The organism is Pseudomonas sp. Sample_9 (assembly GCF_004307535.1).
Taxonomy (GTDB): Bacteria; Pseudomonadota; Gammaproteobacteria; order Pseudomonadales; family Pseudomonadaceae; genus Aquipseudomonas; species Aquipseudomonas mercuritolerans.
The window spans coordinates 1-20,101 of the sequence record NZ_RAZO01000400.1; the positions used below are offsets into that span (position 1 = coordinate 1).

At 59.9% G+C, this 20,101-nt stretch carries 21 protein-coding genes and 1 tRNA gene; 7 read left to right on the plus strand and 15 right to left on the minus strand.

From position 1 onward, the window contains the following. From D6877_RS22950 to D6877_RS22980, 7 genes are all read left to right on the plus strand, one after another. The coding region (locus tag D6877_RS22950; protein WP_347233432.1) for a TyrR/PhhR family helix-turn-helix DNA-binding protein at positions 1 to 419 on the plus strand (419 nt) is incomplete at its 5' end. A 448-nt stretch (positions 420 to 867) separates the two neighbouring features. Then, positions 868 to 1,251, plus strand: coding sequence for a glycine cleavage system protein GcvH (gcvH, locus tag D6877_RS22955; RefSeq protein ID WP_039758162.1), 384 nt, complete (start codon positions 868 to 870; stop codon positions 1,249 to 1,251). A gap of 11 nt (positions 1,252 to 1,262) precedes the next feature. Next, entirely contained in the window at positions 1,263 to 4,115 is a 2,853-nt protein-coding gene (gene gcvP, locus D6877_RS22960; RefSeq protein ID WP_130912229.1) for an aminomethyl-transferring glycine dehydrogenase, read from the plus strand. A 206-nt stretch (positions 4,116 to 4,321) separates the two neighbouring features. Further along, entirely contained in the window at positions 4,322 to 5,698 is a 1,377-nt protein-coding gene (locus D6877_RS22965; protein WP_016773512.1) for an L-serine ammonia-lyase, read from the plus strand. 110 nt (positions 5,699 to 5,808) lie between these two features. Beyond that, the gene (gcvT, locus tag D6877_RS22970; protein ID WP_130912230.1) at positions 5,809 to 6,933 is read left to right on the plus strand and encodes a glycine cleavage system aminomethyltransferase GcvT; all 1,125 of its coding nucleotides are present in this window, start codon (positions 5,809 to 5,811) and stop codon (positions 6,931 to 6,933) included. 403 nt (positions 6,934 to 7,336) lie between these two features. Continuing rightward, positions 7,337 to 7,549 carry a cold-shock protein gene (locus tag D6877_RS22975; RefSeq protein ID WP_003227496.1) on the plus strand — a complete coding sequence of 71 codons (213 nt, stop codon included), beginning with the start codon at positions 7,337 to 7,339 and terminating at the stop codon, positions 7,547 to 7,549. A 97-nt stretch (positions 7,550 to 7,646) separates the two neighbouring features. After that, complete coding sequence (locus tag D6877_RS22980) at positions 7,647 to 8,135, plus strand: RDD family protein (RefSeq protein ID WP_130912231.1); 489 nt, start codon at positions 7,647 to 7,649, stop codon at positions 8,133 to 8,135. 178 nt (positions 8,136 to 8,313) lie between these two features. Here the strand turns inward: D6877_RS22980 and nadA are convergent, their stop codons facing one another. The 15 genes from nadA to D6877_RS23060 form a co-directional block, all read right to left on the minus strand. After that, complete coding sequence (nadA, locus tag D6877_RS22990; protein WP_016773509.1) at positions 8,314 to 9,372, minus strand: quinolinate synthase NadA; 1,059 nt, start codon at positions 9,370 to 9,372, stop codon at positions 8,314 to 8,316. Between the two features lie 272 nt (positions 9,373 to 9,644). Continuing rightward, positions 9,645 to 9,720 (minus strand) — tRNA-Lys (locus tag D6877_RS22995). 62 nt (positions 9,721 to 9,782) lie between these two features. Continuing rightward, the gene (queC, locus tag D6877_RS23000; RefSeq protein WP_071173362.1) at positions 9,783 to 10,475 is read right to left on the minus strand and encodes a 7-cyano-7-deazaguanine synthase QueC; all 693 of its coding nucleotides are present in this window, start codon (positions 10,473 to 10,475) and stop codon (positions 9,783 to 9,785) included. A 1-nt stretch (position 10,476) separates the two neighbouring features. Next, positions 10,477 to 11,124, minus strand: a complete 648-nt coding sequence (queE, locus tag D6877_RS23005; RefSeq protein WP_041479789.1) for a 7-carboxy-7-deazaguanine synthase QueE — start codon at positions 11,122 to 11,124, stop codon at positions 10,477 to 10,479. A gap of 166 nt (positions 11,125 to 11,290) precedes the next feature. Further along, the gene (gene ybgF / locus D6877_RS23010; RefSeq protein ID WP_041479790.1) at positions 11,291 to 12,130 is read right to left on the minus strand and encodes a tol-pal system protein YbgF; all 840 of its coding nucleotides are present in this window, start codon (positions 12,128 to 12,130) and stop codon (positions 11,291 to 11,293) included. Positions 12,131 to 12,136: 6 nt separating this feature from the next. Further along, a complete protein-coding gene (pal, locus tag D6877_RS23015) occupies positions 12,137 to 12,634 on the minus strand; it encodes a peptidoglycan-associated lipoprotein Pal (protein ID WP_003178634.1) in 498 nt (165 codons plus the stop codon). Positions 12,635 to 12,686: 52 nt separating this feature from the next. After that, positions 12,687 to 13,967, minus strand: a complete 1,281-nt coding sequence (gene tolB / locus D6877_RS23020; RefSeq protein WP_178083739.1) for a Tol-Pal system beta propeller repeat protein TolB — start codon at positions 13,965 to 13,967, stop codon at positions 12,687 to 12,689. A gap of 17 nt (positions 13,968 to 13,984) precedes the next feature. Next, entirely contained in the window at positions 13,985 to 15,061 is a 1,077-nt protein-coding gene (tolA, locus tag D6877_RS23025) for a cell envelope integrity protein TolA (protein WP_130912234.1), read from the minus strand. Beyond that, a complete protein-coding gene (gene tolR, locus D6877_RS23030) occupies positions 15,061 to 15,513 on the minus strand; it encodes a protein TolR (RefSeq protein ID WP_160767866.1) in 453 nt (150 codons plus the stop codon). Before tolR ends, tolA begins: the two co-directional genes overlap by 1 nt. Before the next feature lie 23 nt (positions 15,514 to 15,536). Beyond that, a complete protein-coding gene (gene tolQ / locus D6877_RS23035; protein WP_008080223.1) occupies positions 15,537 to 16,232 on the minus strand; it encodes a protein TolQ in 696 nt (231 codons plus the stop codon). Further along, positions 16,222 to 16,689: a tol-pal system-associated acyl-CoA thioesterase gene (gene ybgC, locus D6877_RS23040; RefSeq protein WP_130912235.1), complete on the minus strand. Its 468-nt coding sequence runs from the start codon at positions 16,687 to 16,689 to the stop codon at positions 16,222 to 16,224. Before ybgC ends, tolQ begins: the two co-directional genes overlap by 11 nt. 127 nt (positions 16,690 to 16,816) lie before the next feature. Next, positions 16,817 to 17,878: a Holliday junction branch migration DNA helicase RuvB gene (gene ruvB, locus D6877_RS23045; protein ID WP_024014087.1), complete on the minus strand. Its 1,062-nt coding sequence runs from the start codon at positions 17,876 to 17,878 to the stop codon at positions 16,817 to 16,819. Beyond that, complete coding sequence (gene ruvA, locus D6877_RS23050) at positions 17,879 to 18,487, minus strand: Holliday junction branch migration protein RuvA (RefSeq protein ID WP_024014088.1); 609 nt, start codon at positions 18,485 to 18,487, stop codon at positions 17,879 to 17,881. Between the two features lie 114 nt (positions 18,488 to 18,601). Next, a complete protein-coding gene (gene ruvC / locus D6877_RS23055) occupies positions 18,602 to 19,129 on the minus strand; it encodes a crossover junction endodeoxyribonuclease RuvC (protein ID WP_016773501.1) in 528 nt (175 codons plus the stop codon). 156 nt (positions 19,130 to 19,285) lie between these two features. After that, positions 19,286 to 20,032 carry a YebC/PmpR family DNA-binding transcriptional regulator gene (locus D6877_RS23060; RefSeq protein WP_034153419.1) on the minus strand — a complete coding sequence of 249 codons (747 nt, stop codon included), beginning with the start codon at positions 20,030 to 20,032 and terminating at the stop codon, positions 19,286 to 19,288. Positions 20,033 to 20,101 lie beyond the last annotated feature (69 nt).

Sequence of the window (20,101 nt, forward strand, 5' to 3'; positions counted from 1 at the left end):
CGCTGCGTGAACGCGGTCAGGACATCCTGCTGCTGGCGCGCTACTTCATGCAGCAGGCCTGCGCGCAAATCCAGCGCCCGGTTTGCCGCCTGGCGCCGGGGACTTACCCCGCCCTGCTCGGCAATCGCTGGCCGGGCAACGTACGGCAATTGCAGAACGTGATTTTCCGCGCAGCGGCGATTTGCGAGAGCAGTCTGGTCGATATCGGCGACCTCGACATCGCCGGCACTTCAGTGGCGCGCCAGGCCGATACCGACGTCGACAGCCTCGAGCAAGCGGTCGAATCGTTCGAAAGAGAGCTGCTCGAGAAGCTCTACGTCAGCTATCCCTCGACCCGGCAACTGGCGAGCCGCTTGCAGACCTCCCATACCGCAATTGCCCATCGCCTGCGCAAATACGGCATTCCCAATAAACCGTGACTACCGCGCATCCCTATTGCAGGAAATTCCCCATGTGGGAGCGAGCCTGCTCGCGAAAGCGGTCTATCAGCAAAATAGCTGGCGCCTGACACACCGTATTCGCGAGCAGGCTCGCTCCCACAGGATTTATGGCGGATTCGAAATCCGTCCAAAAAGACCTCCACCTGTACCGAAAGCGCTACAGCGGAACGATATCGATACACCCGCCTGTGAACAGCGCTGCGCAACGCTTTGATCCCGTTCAGCTTTTCTCCTCGCCCCACGCTGTAGCGATTTCGCTACAGGCGCGACCTGCCGACAATCACCTAAAAACGCCAACCCATTGATTTATTTAGATAAATCAACCTTGGCCGCATTCTTGCTACCTGCCTCCTCATCTATTAAGGGCTTCCCCGCCCCAAGCTTTCCACCGCGTCCACCAGACGAGTCTGGCCCCTGAGGAGTTTCCATGAGCGAGTTGCGTTTTACTGAAGATCACGAATGGCTGCGCACCGAAGCCGACGGCAGTGTCACTGTCGGCATCACCGCATTCGCGCAGAACGCCTTGGGCGACGTGGTGTTCGTGCAACTGCCTGAGCTGCAGGCTTACGAAAAAGGCGCTGAAGCCGCCACCGTGGAATCGGTGAAAGCCGCCAGCGGCGTGTACATGCCGCTCGATGGCGACGTGCTGGAAGTCAACCCGGCGCTGCAAGACGCTCCTGAGCTGGTCAACGAAGATCCCCTGGGCGAAGGCTGGTTCTTCCGCTTTCAGCCAAGCGACGCCGCCGCTGTCGGCAAACTGCTCGATCAGGACGCTTACGACCGTCTGATCAAAGCCCAAGCCGAAGCCTGAGGAATTACCCCATGACCGCTATCAATCTCGGCACCGCCAACGAATTCATCGCCCGTCACATCGGCCCGCGCGCCGGTGACGAGCAAGCCATGCTCAACAGCCTCGGCTTCGACTCGCTCGAAGCCCTGAGCGCCAGCGTCATCCCGGAAAGCATCAAGGGCACCAGCGTGCTCGGCATGGACGACGGCCTCAGCGAGGCCGACGCCCTGGCGATGATCAAATCCATCGCTGGCAAAAACCAACTGTTCAAAACCTACATCGGCCAGGGCTACTACAACTGCCACACGCCGTCGCCGATCCTGCGCAACCTGCTGGAAAACCCGGCCTGGTACACCGCTTACACCCCGTACCAGCCAGAAATTTCCCAGGGCCGTCTCGAAGCGCTGCTGAACTTCCAGACCATGATCAGCGACCTTACCGGCCTGCCGATCGCCAACGCCTCCCTGCTCGACGAAGCCACCGCCGCTGCCGAAGCCATGACCTTCTGCAAACGCCTGAGCAAGAACAAGGGCAGCCACCAGTTCTTCGCCTCGATCCACAGCCATCCGCAGACCCTCGACGTGCTGCGCACCCGTGCCGAACCGCTGGGTATTGAGGTGGTCGTGGGCGATGAGCGCGAACTGACTGACGTCACGCCGTTCTTCGGCGCGCTGCTGCAATACCCGGCGAGCAACGGTGATGTGTTCGACTACCGCGAGCTGACCGAGCGCTTCCACGCCGCCAACGCTCTGGTGGCCGTGGCCGCTGATCTTCTGGCTCTGACGCTGCTCACCGCACCGGGCGAATTCGGCGCCGACGTCGCCATCGGTTCGGCGCAACGCTTCGGCGTGCCGCTGGGCTTCGGTGGCCCGCACGCCGCTTACTTCTCCACCAAAGATGCGTTCAAGCGCGACATGCCGGGCCGTCTGGTGGGTGTCTCGGTTGACCGTTTCGGCAAGCCGGCCCTGCGTCTGGCGATGCAGACCCGCGAGCAACACATCCGCCGCGAGAAGGCCACGTCGAACATCTGCACTGCGCAAGTGCTGCTGGCCAACATCGCCAGCATGTACGCCGTCTACCACGGCCCGAAAGGCCTGACCCAGATCGCCAACCGCGTGCATCACCTGACCGCGATTCTGGCCAAGGGCCTGACCGCGCTGGGCGCTCAAGTCGAGCAGGCAAACTTCTTCGACACCCTGACCGTCGCCACCGGCGAACAAACCGCCGCGCTGCACGACAAGGCGCACGCTGCGCAGATCAACCTGCGCGTGATCGACGCTCAGCGTCTGGGCCTGTCGGTCGACGAAACCACCACTCAGGCTGATATCGAAACCCTGTGGGGCCTGTTCGCCGACGGCAAGACCGTGCCGGACTTCGCTGCGCTGGCCGCCTCGGTGCAGAGCACCATTCCTGCTGCGCTGGTGCGCCAGTCGCCGATCCTCAGCCACCCGGTGTTCAACCGTTATCACTCGGAAACCGAGCTGATGCGCTACCTGCGCAAACTGGCGGACAAGGACCTGGCGCTGGATCGCACGATGATCCCGCTGGGCTCGTGCACCATGAAACTCAACGCCGCCAGCGAAATGATTCCGGTGACCTGGGCCGAATTCGGTGCCTTGCACCCGTTCGCCCCGGCCGCACAAAGCGCCGGTTACCAGCAACTGACCGATGAGCTGGAAGCGATGCTCTGCGCCGCCACCGGTTACGACTCGATCTCGCTGCAACCGAACGCCGGCTCACAAGGTGAATACGCAGGTCTCCTGGCGATCCGCGCCTACCACCAGAGCCGTGGCGATGAGCGCCGCGACATCTGCCTGATTCCGTCGTCGGCCCACGGCACCAACCCGGCCACCGCACAAATGGCCGGTATGCGCGTAGTCGTCACCGCATGCGATGCCCGTGGCAACGTCGACATTGAAGACCTGCGCGCCAAGGCCATCGAGCACCGCGAACACCTCGCCGCGCTGATGATCACCTACCCGTCGACCCACGGCGTGTTCGAAGAAGGCATCCGCGAGATCTGCGCGATCATTCACGACAACGGCGGCCAGGTGTATATCGACGGCGCCAACATGAACGCCATGGTCGGCCTCTGCGCACCGGGCAAGTTCGGCGGCGACGTTTCGCACCTGAACCTGCACAAAACCTTCTGCATCCCCCACGGCGGTGGCGGCCCGGGCGTCGGCCCGATCGGCGTCAAATCGCACCTGACCCCGTTCCTGCCCGGCCACGGCCAGATGGAACGCAAGGAAGGCGCGGTCTGTGCGGCACCGTTCGGCAGCGCGAGCATTCTGCCGATCACCTGGATGTACATCCGCATGATGGGCGGCGCTGGTCTGAAGCGCGCTTCGCAACTGGCGATCCTTAACGCCAACTACATTGCCCGTCGCCTTGAGGAGCACTACCCCGTGCTGTATTCGGGCAGCAATGGTCTGGTTGCGCACGAGTGCATCCTCGATCTGCGTCCGTTGAAAGACAGCAGCGGCATCAGCGTCGATGACGTCGCCAAACGCCTGATCGATTTTGGTTTCCACGCGCCGACCATGTCGTTCCCGGTCGCTGGCACGCTGATGATCGAGCCGACCGAAAGCGAGTCCAAGGAAGAACTCGATCGCTTCTGCGACGCGATGATCCGCATCCGCGAAGAAATCCGCGCAGTGGAAAACGGCACCCTGGACAAGGAAGACAACCCGCTGAAAAACGCCCCGCACACCGCAGCGGAACTGGTTGGCGAATGGAACCACCCGTACAGCCGCGAGCAAGCGGTGTACCCGGTCGCGTCGCTGATCGAAGGCAAATATTGGCCGCCGGTCGGCCGCGTCGACAACGTCTTCGGCGATCGCAACCTGGTGTGCGCCTGCCCGTCGATCGAAAGCTACGCTTAATGGAATGAGGGGCTGAATATCGGCCCCGATTTCAGCAACACCCTAGATCCCCCTGTGGGAGCGAGCCTGCTCGCGAAGGCGCCATTTCAGTCAACGTAAATGGTGGCTGATCCGACGCTTTCGCGAGCAGGCTCGCTCCCACGAGGGATCTGCACCGATTTCAAAAACTGCGCCAATCCCTATAACAAGAAACCGGAGAACCACTCATGTCGTTAAGCGTGTTCGACCTGTTCAAGATTGGCATTGGTCCCTCCAGTTCCCACACCGTCGGCCCGATGCGCGCGGCTGCGCGCTTCGCCGAGGGCTTGCGCCGTGAAAACCTGCTGACCAGCACCGCCAGCGTGCGCGTCGAGCTGTACGGTTCGCTCGGCGCTACCGGTAAAGGTCACGGCAGCGACAAAGCCGTGCTGCTCGGCCTCGAAGGCGAACACCCGGACACTGTCGACACCGAAACCGTCGCCGCGAGGCTGCAAGAGATTCGCGGCAATGGCCGACTGAATCTGCTCGGTGAACACAGCATCGCGTTCAACGAGAAAGAACACCTGGCGATGATCCGCAAACCGTTGGCCTACCACCCCAACGGCATGATCTTTCGCGCCTTCGATGCGGCGGGGATTCAGATCCGCAGTCGCGAGTACTACTCGGTCGGCGGTGGTTTCGTTGTCGATGAAGATGCTGCCGGCGCCGATCGCATCGTCGAAGACGCCACGCCGCTGACCTTCCCGTTCAAAAGTGCCAAGGATTTGCTCGGTCATTGCGCCACCTATGGGCTGTCGATCAGCCAGGTGATGCTGACCAACGAGAGCGCCTGGCGCCCGGAAGCCGAAACCCGTGCCGGCCTGCTGAAAATATGGCAGGTGATGCAGGACTGCGTTGCTGCCGGCTGCCGAAACGAGGGGATTTTGCCGGGCGGTTTGAAGGTCAAGCGCCGGGCGGCGGCGCTGCATCGGCAGCTGTGCAAGAACCCGGAATCGGCGCTGCGCGATCCGCTGTCGGTGCTCGACTGGGTCAATCTTTATGCACTGGCGGTCAACGAAGAAAACGCCAACGGCGGGCGCGTGGTCACCGCTCCCACCAACGGCGCGGCGGGCATCATTCCGGCGGTGCTGCATTACTACATGCGCTTTATTCCCGGGGCGAATGACGACGGCGTCGTGCGCTTTCTGCTGACCGCTGCCGCAATCGGCATTCTTTATAAGGAAAACGCTTCGATCTCCGGCGCCGAAGTCGGTTGTCAGGGTGAAGTCGGTGTGGCCTGTTCAATGGCGGCCGGCGCCTTGTGCGAAGTGCTCGGCGGCAGCGTGCAGCAAGTCGAAAACGCCGCGGAAATCGGCATGGAACACAACCTCGGCCTGACCTGCGACCCGATCGGCGGCCTGGTGCAGGTGCCGTGCATCGAGCGCAACGCGATGGGCTCGGTGAAAGCCATCAACGCGGTGCGCATGGCCATGCGTGGCGACGGTCAGCATTTCGTCTCCCTCGACAAAGTCATCCGCACCATGCGCCAGACCGGCGCCGACATGAAAAGCAAATACAAGGAAACCGCCCGCGGCGGCCTGGCGGTCAACATTATCGAATGCTGATTACGAACTCAGCCAAACGTAACTAGCTCCCTCTCCCTCCGGGAGAGGTCTGGGGTGAGGGGCTCTTGATCTTGCCTCTCACCCGCAACCCAAATTCAAAGGAGCCACGCATGACCACCGAACACCTGTCGAAAACCCCGCTACACGCACTGCACCTCGAACTCGGCGCGCGCATGGTGCCGTTCGCCGGCTACGACATGCCCGTGCAATACCCGCTCGGCGTGATGAAAGAACACCAGCACACCCGTGAGCAAGCCGGGTTGTTCGACGTCTCGCACATGGGCCAGATTCGTCTGACCGGCGCCAATGCGGCCAAAGCCCTGGAAACCCTGGTGCCGGTGGACATCATCGACCTGCCGGTGGGCATGCAGCGTTACGCGATGTTCACCAACGAAAGCGGCGGCATCCTCGATGACCTGATGGTTGCCAACCTCGGTAACGACGAGTTGTTCCTGGTGGTCAACGCCGCGTGCAAGGATCAGGATCTCGCGCATCTGCAAAAACACATCGGCGATCAGTGCACCATTACGGCGCTGTTCGAAGAGCGCGCCCTGCTCGCCCTGCAAGGTCCGGCAGCCGTCACTGTGCTGGCGCGTCTTGCGCCGGACGTGGCGAAGATGACTTTCATGCAGTTCAAGCGTGTGTCATTGCTCGGCGTGGACTGCTTTGTCAGCCGTTCGGGCTACACCGGTGAAGACGGGTTCGAGATCTCCGTCCCGGCCGCCGAAGCGGAAAAACTCGCCCGCGCCCTGCTTGCCGAACCAGAGGTCCAGGCCATCGGCCTCGGCGCCCGTGACTCGCTGCGTCTGGAAGCCGGCCTGTGCCTGTACGGCCATGACATGAACACCGAGACCACACCAATTGAAGCCAGCCTGCTCTGGGCGATCTCCAAGCCACGCCGCCCTGACGGCGCGCGGGCCGGCGGTTTCCCGGGCGCCGAGCAAATTTTCGCGCAGCAACAAAATGGCGTCGCACGCAAACGCGTCGGCCTGCTGCCACAGGAGCGCACCCCGGTGCGTGAAGGCGCAGAAATCGTCAACGAGGCCGGCGAGATCATCGGCAGCGTCTGCAGCGGCGGCTTCGGTCCGACCTTGGGCGGGCCATTGGCGATGGGTTACCTTGACAGCGCTTACGTCGCGCTCGATACACCTGTGTGGGCCATCGTCCGTGGGAAAAAGGTGCAAATGCTTGTAAGCAAAATGCCATTTGTTGCACAACGCTACTATCGCGGTTGATCGACTGTTTCTATAAGTAACGCGATTGCGTTATACGTGCACTAATGTGTAACGCAATCGCCATAAAACAGTGCGTTTTTTAACATCCGTTTCGAATATGAACGTTGCTTATAACGTTTGCTGAAAATAGAACCAGACAATCGTCTAAGACTGAACTAGTGTGCTGACGAACTGCCACGAAGAGCAGTAAAACCGGGGCCTTCGCAGGGCTTGTTTTTTCTCCCGTAGTTGGCGTAGAGTTTGTCCACTGTGTTTGCATGGGTCAGCTTGGAATCGTGACCTGGGCAGTAGCCTACAAGTTAGCTACATCCCGCTCGACGTCTTCTTACTCCTTGCAACCAGCTCCAGTACTCTTTCATGTGAAAGGGGCTGTCATCAATTTATGCGTCAAAGGAAATAAGAAATGTCCACACGTCAGAGCGGTACCGTCAAGTGGTTTAACGACGAGAAAGGTTTTGGTTTTATCACTCCAGAAAGCGGTCCGGATCTGTTCGTACATTTCCGCGCCATTCAGGGCAACGGCTTCAAAAGCCTGAAAGAAGGCCAGAAAGTGACTTTCGTTGCTGTGCAAGGCCAGAAAGGCATGCAGGCTGACGAAGTACAAGCAGAAGCCTGATCTTCTGATACGAAAAAGCCCCTGATATTGATATCAGGGGCTTTTTTGTGCGCGCCAATCCGTAAAATGGCGCTTCCATTCGCGTCCCGAGGCTGCCATGTCGAAACACCTGCTCACGCCGCAAGGGGACTTTCCTCCCGTTGCTCTCGGTCGTCGTCTGGCGGCAATGTTCTACGACTTCCTGCTGTGCACCGCCCTGCTGATCGTCACCGGCTTCATCTATAAGTTGATCCAGGCCGCGATCATTGGCGAAGAACGGCTGCGGGTGATGACCGACGCCGGCCAGCTCGATGGTGATCCGCTGTATTCCACGGTGCTGCTGTTGGTATTGTTCGGCTTCTTCGCCAAGTTCTGGACCCATGGCGGGCAGACACTGGGCATGCAGGTGTGGGGCATCCGCGTGCAGAACGCCAACGGCACGGCCATCAGCCTGTGGCAGGCGCTGTTGCGCTTTATGGTGTCGATCGCGTCGTGGCTGTGTGTCGGGCTGGGGTTCTTCTGGTCGCTGTTCGACAAGCACAAGCGCACCTGGCATGACATCTATTCGGATACGCGCGTGGTGCGAATTCCAAAGAAGAACAAATAATTTCCATACTCAGGAGTCCACCCTGTGGCGAGGGGATTTATCCCCGTTGGGTGGCGAAGCCGCCCCAAAATCAACCACCACGGTGTATCAGACACGCCGCGTGCGCTGCTTAACGACCGCTACGCAGCCGAACGGGGATAAATTCCCTCACCACAGGGCTCACTCCTACAAGGGGTAGTCAGGCGTTACCGGCCAGCTTCATCCGCGCTGCCTGGGTGAAGTCGAGCATGCGCTTCAACGGGCGGATCGCCTGGGGAATCAGCGCCGGATCGACAAAGATCTCGTTGGTGCCTTCCTTCAAGCTCTTGAGCGTGCGCTCCAGGGTGTTCATGGCCATCCATGGGCAATGCGCGCAACTGCGGCACGCCGCGCCGTTACCGGCGGTAGGCGCTTCGATGAAGACCTTGTCCGGGCACAGCTGCTGCATCTTGTAGAAGATGCCACGGTCGGTGGCGACGATCAGGGTCTTGTTCGGCAGGCTTTGCGCGGCAGCAATCAACTGACTGGTGGAACCGACGGCATCCGCCAGTTCGATCACCGAAGTTGGCGATTCCGGATGCACCAGAATCGCCGCGTCCGGATACAGCGCTTTCATGTCTTCGAGCTGCTTGGACTTGAACTCTTCGTGAACGATGCAGGCACCGTCCCAAAGCAGCATATCGGCGCCGGTCTTGCGCTGAATGTAAGTGCCCAGGTGCTTGTCCGGACCCCAGATAATCGTCTCGCCGTTGTCCATCAGGCTTTCGACGATCTCCAGTGCGCAGCTCGAAGTCACCACCCAGTCAGCCCGAGCCTTCACGGCGGCGGAAGTGTTGGCATACACCACCACGGTACGTTCCGGGTGCTGGTCGCAGAACGCCGAGAACTCATCGACCGGGCAACCCAGGTCCAGCGAGCAGGTCGCCTCCAGGGTCGGCATCAGCACGCGTTTTTCCGGGTTGAGAATCTTTGCCGTCTCGCCCATGAACTTGACGCCGGCGACCACCACGGTCTTGGCCGGGTGCGCGTTGCCGAAGCGGGCCATTTCAAGGGAGTCGGAAACACAGCCGCCGGTTTCTTCGGCCAGGGCCTGAATCACCGGATCGCAATAAAAGTGGGCAACCAGCACCGCGTCCTGAGCCTTGAGCTCGGCGGCGATGGCGGAACGGTAATAAGCCTCCTCTTCTGCCGTCAGCGGTTTCGGCTGTTTGGCGTCGAGGTGGGCTTGAACCAGAAGGCGTTCGGAAATCTGCGTCATGTTCGCAAGACCTGCAGGCGCATTCGCGCGAAAGTCGAGTATACACCCGGCTCCGGACCGCTAGAGGGTACCGCCGGGAGAGTGAGTATCATCAGGCACGGGACAGCGTTGAAGCTGCGCAAGGCTACAGAATATCCCGTTGATACAAAAGATGATTCTGACCTGTGTCAGGTCGGGTCTTACTGAAACATCGAACGCCCGAATTGCAGGCAAAAAAAAACCCGGAAATCCTCACTTTCGTGGGCCTTCCGGATTTTCTAAACCGCCAAATATGGTGGGTCGTGTGGGATTCGAACCTACGACCAATTGGTTAAAAGCCAACTGCTCTACCAACTGAGCTAACGACCCGCTGTGTGGTGGCGCGTATAATACTGATTTTTAAGGACTATTCAACACCTTTTTTGAAAAAATCAAAAATAAGGGGTTGGATCGTCCACACCAGCTGCCGCGAAGCCTTCTGCACGCAGGCGGCAGCTGTCGCATTTGCCGCAGGCGCGGCCGTCATCGTCGGCCTGATAGCAGGAAACGGTCAGCCCGTAATCAACGCCGAGCTTCACGCCCGCCTGGACGATCTGCGCCTTGCTCAGGTTCTGCAGCGGAGCCTGGATGCGGAAGCCATTGCCTTCCACGCCAGCCTTGGTCGCCAGATTGGCCATGCGCTCAAACGACTCGATGAATTCAGGACGGCAATCCGGGTAACCGGAATAATCCACCGCGTTGACGCCGATAAAGATATCGCGGGCGCCGAGCACTTCGGCCCAACCCAGTGCCAACGACAGGAACACCGTGTTGCGCGCCGGCACGTAAGTCACCGGAATGCCTTCGCCCAGCTCTTCCGGAATGTCGATGCTGGTGTCGGTCAGCGCCGAGCCGCCCATGCCATTGAGGTTCAGGCCAATGACCTTGTGCTCGACCACACCCAGATCGCGAGCAACGCGGGCGGCGGCGTGCAATTCGGCATGCGAGCGCTGGCCGTAATCGAAGCTCATGGTGTAGCAGGCGTAGCCTTCGGCGCGTGCCATCGCCACGACGGTGGCCGAGTCGAGGCCGCCCGAAAGCAGGATAACGGCACGTTTTTCGGTAGTGTTCAGTTGTTCAATCATCTCAGCGCCCCGGCTCATCATTCCATAGATATTTATGCAACTGCAGTTGCAGCCGCACTGGCAGGTTGTCTGCCACCACCCAATCCGCCAGATCCCTGGCATTGAGGTCATGATGACTTGGGGAGAACAGCACTTCACCCGCACGTCGATCAAGCCCGTACTGGATCAGTTTCGATACCGCCCAGTCATAGTCTTCCCGCGAACAGATGACAAACTTCACCTGATCGTTGCGGGTCAGCAGCTCGATGTTCTCGTAACGATTGCGATGGGCTTCTTTCGATCCTGGCGTTTTCAGATCGACTACGCGACTGACACGCGGATCGACAGCGGATACGTCAAGGGCGCCGCTGGTTTCCAGCGACACCTCGTAACCGGCATCACACAAGCGTTCAAGCAAAGGAATGGCGTTCGGCTGGGCCAACGGCTCACCGCCGGTGACACAGACGTAGCGCGGACGATATCCGGCCACTTGCTCAAGAATGTCGTCGAGGGTGCGGACGGTGCCGCCGCTGAACGCATAAGCGCTGTCGCAGTACTGGCAACGCAACGGGCAACCGGTCAGGCGCACGAAAACCGTGGGCAGCCCGGCAGTCCGAGTTTCCCCCTGCAACGAGTAGAAAACTTCGGTGATTCTCAATGTGTCTTGCATAGTCGCCACGGGCGTAACAGCTAAACAGGCTGTCCGCCTCCGTCAGGCACTTCAGGCAATCCCGCCAACGCGTAGACCACAAGAAGCGTGTTTCAGAAAAAGGGCGTGAATTCTAACGAAAAAACCCGCGACAAGCGCGGGTTTCTTCAAACACGGATAAACAGGCTTACATGCGCTGCAGATCGCGCTGGGCCAACTGCGCGGCGGAAGTGCCCGGATATTGGGACACCACCTGCTGCAGAATGCCTTTGACCTTGTCGGTGTGACCAAGGCGACGCTCTACGTCAGCCAGTTTGTACAGCGAATCCGGCACCTTGTTGTGCTTGGGATACAGCTGCGAAACCTTGGCGAAAGCCTGACCTGCACCTTGCAGATCGCCCTTGGCCAGGTTGACTTCGCCCAACCAGTACTGGGCATTGCCCGCGTATTGGCTGTTGGGGTATTTGCGCAGGAAAGCGGCAAAGGCCTGGCTGGCCTTGTCGAAATCCTTGGCTTTGATCAGGTCGAAAGCGGCATCGTAATACAGCTTTTCTTTCGCCGGATCAGCCGGTTCGCTACCCGCGGCAGGGGCCTGGGCTGCCGCAGCAGCACCCGCGCCTGCGGCAGCACCGGCAGCAGCACTTGCATCGCCACCGGCAGAAGAATTCTCGGGAGTCGCGGCTGGTGCAACGCCGGATCCTATGCGCCGATCAAGATCCTGGTATCGCTCCAGGGATTCCTGCTTCATGCGCGCAACCTGATTCTGCAGTTCTTCGATCACGCCCTGTTGGCGCGAGATCTGATCCTGCATCTGTTGCAATTGGTTGAACAGCATGCCTTGTGCCGAGGCAGGGGCCGAAGCCGCTCCCCCGGCATAGGCGCCGTTCGTACCGTAACCCGCAGGCGGATAACTGCTCCCGCTATTGTTATAACCGGAGTTGTCATCGACCACAGGAACCGCAGCCCACGCCGCAAGCGGCGCGAGGCTGAGAGCCAGAACAGTTACAGCACGACGGCACGTTCGCATATCGAATTACTTACGCAGTTCGACGCGACGGTTCTGGGCCCAGGACTGCTCGTCGTTGCCGGTAGCAACTGGACGCTCTTCGCCGTAGGAAACCAGTTCCAGCTGAGCTGGGGAAACACCTTGCAGTACCAGGTAGCGCTGAACGGCTTTCGCACGACGCTCGCCCAGTGCCATGTTGTACTCACGAGTACCACGTTCGTCGGTGTTGCCTTCCAGAACAACGCGAGCGCCGTTTGCTTTCAGGTCTTTGGCGTGAACGTCCAGAGCGCGCATGGCTTCTGGCTTCAGGTCCGAGCTGTCGTATTCGAAGTAGAAGGTGGTGATTGCGCGCAGAGCAGCTTCTTCGCTCAGGGAACCGTCAACGGCACCAGTGTTTGCGCCGTAACCAGCGTTTGGATCAACAGCGCCTTCACCGGCGTTGTCGCCGCCTTTGGACGAGCAACCTACAGCTACAGCCATGGCCAGAGCCAGCGCAGCAAATTTACCAAACTTCAGCATTTCCATCGTGAAACTCCTAATGAACCCCAGTGTGTTAAGTAAAACGTGTAGCGCCCGCTCACTTCAGGTAAGGGGACCAGGACGGTTCTCTGACTTCGCCTTGAGCGGTAGGAAGCGGGAGCCTCACGCGCCCATTAATGGACACGAGCATCAAGACTCCCCGGCCCTGTTGGCGGGTGGCGTAGATTACCATGGTGCCGTTGGGCGCAACAGTAGGTGACTCGTCCAGAGTGCTATCAGTGAGGATCTTTACACTACCCCGCTGCAGATCCTGAGCTGCCACCTTGAAATTGGTGAAGCCATCCTGACGATGAATCATCACCAAAGTCTTTTCATCAGCCGACAGTTTCGGGTTGGCGTTGTAGTTGCCAACGAACGTCACACGCTCGGCACCACCGCCACTGGCGCTGGTTTTGTAGATCTGCGGCTTGCCGCCACGGTCCGAGGTGAAGTAGATGGTCGAACCATCCTTGCCCCAGAACGGCTCGGTGTTGATGCCTGGGCCGGACGTCACACGGGTGATCTGACGCGAACCGAGGTTCATCACGTAGATGTCCGGGTTACCGTCTTTGGACAGCACGAACGCCAGGCGATTGCCATCCGGCGACCAGGCTGGCGCGCCGTTGAGGCCTTCGAAGTTGGTGATCTGCTCACGGCGACCGGTGTCGATGTTCTGCATGAAGATGCGCGGACGCTTCTGCTCGAACGATACGTAGGCGATACGCTTGCCGTCCGGTGCAAAACGTGGCGACAGAATCGGCTCGCGCGATTGCAGCAGAGTCACTGCGCGGGCGCCGTCATAGTCGGAACGCTGCAGGGTGTAGCGCGTGTTCTTCTCGGAGAAACGCTCGGCCGTCACGTACAGCAGACGTGTCGAGAACGCGCCGTCGATACCGGTCAGTTTCTGGAACGACTGATCGGAAATGAAGTGCGCCATATCACGGATCTGGTCGGTCGTGCCGGAAACACTGCCGTCAGCCACTTTCTGTTCGGTAGCGACGTTGAACAGTGCCCACTGCACCTGCAGGCGACCGCCCGCCGGGGCGATGCTGCCGACCATCATGTATTGAGCACCTACCGCCTTCCAGTCACGGAAGATGATTTCGCTCGGCTGGCTTGGCTGGCTGATCATGTTGGCTTTCGGAATCGGCGAGTAGTAGCCCGAGTTGCGCAAGTCGTTGCCAATGATTTCAGCCATGTCGTCTGGCAGCACGGCGCCGCCCTGCATGCCGAACGGTACGACGGCGATCGGAGTAGCCCGATCGCTGCCGCTGGTGACCAGAATGTTCTTTTCATCTGCCGCCGCGATCCCTGCCATGCAGCAGATCACGACCAGCATTCCTCGAAGAAGGTTTCTCACAAGGCTAGATCCTCAGGTGTGAATGTCATCTTGAATGAACGATACGGAGCGAAATCGCTCGGCTTCATTCCCTGCATTTCTGTCAAACGTCCAATATTCTTCACTGCTGCGACTGCCGAAGCATCGAACGGACCGTCACCACTGGACTTGGATACGGTGACCGAAGTCACGGTACCGTCCGGCAACATGCCAATTTGCAGCACGACCGTCATGCCTTTGCGCGCCGAAGGAGGACGAGCCCAGCCCTCTGCTGCGCGAGCGCGAATCAGATCATCGAAACTGCCGGCTACTTCGTCACCTTGCTCATCGGCCAGGGCCTGCTGGCGCTGCGGCGTGTCGGAAAGCAGATCTGCCAGGGCCTGAGCCTTTTTGTCTTCGGCGGATTTGCGTGCCGCTTCCTGCGCTTTCTTCTTCGCAGCGTCGGCAGCAGCTTTCTTCTTCGCGTCTTCGGCGACTTTCTTTTTCGCCTCTTCAGCTTCAGCTTTCTTCTTGGCGTCTTCGGCGGCTTTCTTCTTCGCGTCTTCGACGATCTTTTTCTTGGCTTCTTCGGCAGCGGCTTTCTTCGCCTCTTCCTCAGCAGCCTTCTTCGCTTCGTCTTCGGCCTTCTTCTTGGCTATATCAGCCAATTGTTTCTCTTCGGCCTTTTTCGCTTCGGCTTTCTTCGCGTCGTCGGCTTTCTTGGCTTCATCAGCCTTTTTCGCTTCGTCCGCTTTTTTCGCCTCGTCGGCCTTCTTGGCTTCCTCGGCCTTTTGAGCAGCCTCCTCTTTCTTTTGTTCCGCCGCCTTCACCGCTTCCTGTTCGATCTTTTTCTGCTCCATCTGCTCGACTTCGGTCTGGCGCGCGGCGGATTTCTTCGCCTCACCCGCAATCTTCTGATTGGTCTGGGTGGTCGCCTGACTTTTCGATTTCAGCTGGTACAGAGTCGCCTGGACGATCGGCTTGGCCGGCGGCAGTTCGGGCGTGAAGGCAAAACTGACGAACAGCATGCCGAACACCAGCACGTGCAGGACGATTGCCAGAACACTAGGCCAGAAGTAGCTTTCCGAGGCGGACGGCTCTCGCTGTTGCTGCATCAGGGGGCCTCGGTAATCAGACCAACGTTACCGACCCCGGCTTTCTGCAACCCGCCCATGGCACCCATGACGGCGCCGTAGTCGACAGTCTTGTCGCCACGAATGAACACCTGGGTGCGTTTGCCGCCCTCGGTGCCGGCGCGGATGATCTTGGTCACCGCGTCGGTCATTTGCGGCAGGGTCATGGCCCTGTCCTGTTGCTTCTCGGTGTCGACTTCGCTGCCAAGGTTCCAGTAGTAGGTCTTGTCAGCCTTGATCGAAATGGTCAGGACCTGGGTGTTGTTGTCTTGCGGCAAGGCTTCGCTGGAAACCTTGGGCAGATCAACTTTCACGCCCTGATTGAGCATCGGCGCGGTCACCATGAAGATGACCAGCAGCACCAACATCACGTCGATGTAGGGCACCACGTTCATCTCGGCGACCGGCTTGCGCTTTTTGCGGGCTCGAGCGATTAAAGCCATCGGGAAATACCTGCTTATTCTTCGCTGGTGTGCACTTTGCGGTGCAGGATCGCCTGGAATTCATCGGCGAAGGTGTAGTAGCGGCCCAGCAAGGTTTCGCTGCGCGCAGCAAAACGGTTGTAAGCGATGACCGCCGGGATCGCAGCGAACAGGCCGATCGCGGTGGCGATCAGGGCTTCGGCGATACCCGGAGCAACGGTGGCGAGGGTCGCTTGCTGAGCGCTGGCCAGACCGCGGAAGGAGTTCATGATCCCCCACACGGTACCGAACAGACCGATGTACGGGCTGACCGAACCGACGGTGGCGAGGAACGGCAGGCTCTGCTCGAGTTTCTCTTCTTCGCGCGAGATGGCCACGCGCATGGCACGGGCGACACCTTCCATCACGGCTTCTGGATCGACCCCTGGCTGCTGACGCAGACGGGAGAACTCCTTGAAGCCGGCACGGAAGATCTGCTCCACGCCCGAATCCGGATCAGGGTTGCTGCCGGCCTGACGGTACAGTTTCGACAGGTCGATACCCGACCAGAAGCGCTCTTCGAAGCTCTCCAGGGCGCGTCGACCGGCACGCAGCAAATTGCTGCGCTGAAAGATCATGATCCATGAGGTCACCGATGCGGCCACCAGGGTCAACATTACCAACTGCACCACGATGCTGGCATTGCTGACCAGGCTCCACATGGAGGAATGGTCGACGACGTTAGCTTCCACGCTTTATCTCCTGCTTTGAGTGTGTACCCGGGCCGACCGCGTCGGCGAAGGCCGCACGCAGGTCTTCGGGAAGGGCCCGGGGTTTCAAACTGTCGGTGCGCACGCAGGCCACCAAAAACTGCCCTTCGCAGAGCAGCACATTATCCGTGGCCCGCCTGACCTGCTGCTTGAAGCGCAGGCTGGCACGGTTCAATTCGATTACATCAGCGCTTACCAGCAGTTCGTCATCCAGTCGCGCCGGCGCGTGGTAGCGCGCTTCGCTGGAATGCACGACGAACAACAGGTCCCCTCCGGCAAGCTGCGATTGGGCAAAGCCCAGTTCCCGTAGCCGCTCGGTTCGAGCCCGTTCCATAAACTTGAGGTAATTAACGTAATACACGATGCCGCCCGCATCGGTGTCCTCGTAATAAACGCGACAACGATGTGCGAACGGCTCAAGCCCGTTTTGCGCGCGCATACTCTAGTGCTTACTCCTCAGGTTGCCAATCCGGCCAGACAACTGTTTTTCGTGGTTTCAACGCTTTAACGCAAAAGTACCGTCGTCTGACAGTACAAACCCTGAATAAATCACCAGCAAATGTGTATCAATCGTCGACGGCGTCGAGAAACTCGTCTGCCACGGGCATCTCGCCCATGCGTGACGGAACATTCAAACCAAAGTGCAGGTAGGCATGCCGCGTCACCACCCTGCCCCGTGGCGTGCGCATGATGTAGCCCTGCTGGATCAGGTACGGCTCGAGCACGTCTTCAATGGTGTGGCGCTCTTCACTGATCGCCGCCGCCAGACTGTCGATACCGACCGGGCCGCCGTCGAACTTCTCGATCATGGTCAGCAGCAGACGCCGGTCCTGATGATCGAAACCGTGCTCGTCGACATCCAGCAGATTGAGCGCCAGATCCGCCACCGCTTTGGTGATGTGGCCCTTGGCGCGGACTTCGGCGAAGTCGCGCACCCGACGCAGCAGACGGTTGGCAATTCGCGGCGTGCCACGGGCGCGACGGGCGATCTCGAACGAACCTTCCGGATCCAGCGGCAGACCGAGAATGGCTGCCGAACGACTGACGATGGTTGCCAGATCCGCCGTGCTGTAGAACTCCAGGCGCTGGACGATACCGAAGCGATCACGCAACGGGTTGGTCAGCATGCCGGCGCGGGTGGTGGCGCCGACCAGAGTGAACGGCGGCAGATCGAGTTTGATCGAGCGCGCCGCCGGCCCCTCGCCAATCATGATGTCGAGCTGGAAATCTTCCATCGCCGGATACAGCACTTCTTCAACGATCGGCGACAGACGATGGATTTCGTCGATGAACAACACATCGTGCGGCTCGAGATTGGTCAGCAACGCGGCCAGATCACCCGGGCGCTCCAGCACTGGCCCGGAGGTGCTCTTGATCGACACACCCATTTCCTGGGCAATGATGTTGGCCAGCGTGGTCTTGCCCAGCCCCGGTGGGCCGAAGATCAGGGTGTGATCGAGGGATTCACTGCGGCCACGCGCAGCCTGGATAAACAGCTCCATCTGCTCGCGCACGGTCGGCTGGCCAATGTAGTCGGCCAGGCTGACCGGGCGGATGGCCCGGTCCTGGACTTCTTCGCGCTCGCGCGGGCTGTGCGCGGCGGCGATCAGACGATCAGCTTCAATCACTTAAATCATTCCCTTCAGAGCGCGGCGGATCAGGTCTTCGCTGCTCAGGTTCTTGTCTTTGATCGCGGAAATCGCCTTGCTCGCTTCCTGCGGCTTGTAGCCCAGGGAGATCAACGCGCTGACCGCATCGGTCTCGGCGCTGTTGACCGGCGCCGGGCCGTCCGGCTGATTGGGCACCAGCGCGAACATCGCCGGCGAGGTTTCCCAGGCCTTGAAGCGATCCTTCAATTCCACCAGCAGACGCTCGGCGGTCTTCTTGCCAACCCCCGGCACCTTGGTCAACGCCGAAGTGTCCTGAGACTGCACGCAGCGCACCAGCTCATCGACTTCCAGGCTCGACATCAACGCCAGCGCCAGTTTCGGTCCGACCCCGTTGAGCCGGATCAGCTCGCGAAAGAAGTCTCGCTCACGCTTGCCGGCAAAACCATAGAGCAATTGCGCATCTTCGCGTACGACCAAATGGGTGTGCAGGGTCAGCGGTTCACCGACCGACGGCAGCCGATACAGGGTGGTCATCGGCACTTCCACCTCATAGCCGAGGCCGTTCACATCGAGAATCAGGTGCGGCGGCTGTTTCTCAGCCAGGGTGCCGCGCAAGCGTCCAATCACGTTTTGAATCCTTGAGCGCTGGCCAGCCGTGGGCTGGCGACGATTGAAGGTGGCTTGCACGCCGGCAACACAGGCACCGCAAAGCCACTTTCAGGAAAATTGATGCTGATGCTATCAGAGACGCAGGCGCCCGCCACGACTGCGTGCGGTACCCAGACCATGCGGCAGCAGGCTTGAGCGTGTGTGCGCATGGCAAATGGCAATCGCCAGGGCGTCAGAGGCGTCGATTTGCGGCTTGCTGGTCAATTTGAGCATGTGCATGACCATCATCTGCACCTGCTCTTTATTGGCCGCGCCCGTGCCGACCACGGCCTGTTTGACCTGTGTGGCGGTGTACTCGGCGATTTCCAGACACTCTTCAGCGCCGGCGACAATCGCAGCGCCGCGCGCCTGACCGAGCTTCAGCGCCGAGTCGGCGTTTTTCGCCATGAACACCTTTTCGATGCCCATGGTCACCGGGCCGTAGGTCTTGATGATTTCGCGCACGCCGCGATAGACGATTTGCAGGCGCTCATGAAGCTCGCCGGAGCCGGTGCGAATGCAGCCCGAAGCCACATAAATGCAGCCGCCCCGCCCGGTATCGCGAACGATCCCGTAACCGGTAATGCGCGAACCGGGGTCGATACCAAGAATTAGAGTCATAACGCCTGCAGATTCATAAAAACGATTTACCTGACAGCCAATAGCAAATGTGGGAGCGAGCCTGCTCGCGAAGGCGGTATGTCAGCACATACAGGTGCTGAATGACACACCGCTTTCGCGAGCAGGCTCGCTCCCACAGGGAAGACTAGTCGCTTATCAGCCAAGCTGAGCGGCGACGTCTTCCGGGATATCCGCGTTGGAGTAGACGTTCTGCACGTCATCCAGATCCTCAAGCATATCGATCAGCTTGAGCACCTTCTCCGCACCTTCCAGATCCAGCTCGGCACTGGTGGTCGGCTGCATGACGATTTCCGCGTCGTCACCCTTGAACCCGGCCGCTTCCAGCGCGTTACGCACCGCATAGAAGCTGGTGAACGAGGTGAACACGTCGATCGAACCATCTTCGTGGGTGACCACGTCATCAGCGTCGGCTTCAAGCGCCGCTTCGGTCAGTGCGTCTTCATCGACGCCCGGGGCGAAGCTGATCTGGCCCTTGCGCTCGAACAGATACGCCACCGAACCGTCGGTGCCGAGGTTGCCGCCGCACTTGCTGAACGCGTGGCGCACGGCTGCGGCGGTACGGTTGCGGTTGTCGGTCATGCACTCGACCATCACCGCCACGCCGCCCGGGCCGTAGCCTTCATAGGTCAGTTCTTCAACGTTGTCCGCTTCAGTGGCGCCGGCACCGCGCGCGACGGCGCGGTCGATGATGTCGCGGCTCATGTTGGCGCTCAACGCCTTGTCCAGGGCCAGGCGCAAACGTGGATTGGAACCCGGATCACCGCCACCCTGACGGGCCGCAACGGTCAGTTCACGGATCCACTTGGTGAAGATCTTGCCCCTCTTGGCATCCTGACGTTCTTTGCGGTGCTTGATGTTTGCCCACTTGGAATGACCTGCCATAACTTGCTCCGAATGCTCTTTGAAACCTTGCCCGCCCTGCCAAGGCAGCGGCCGGCAATTGAAAAATTC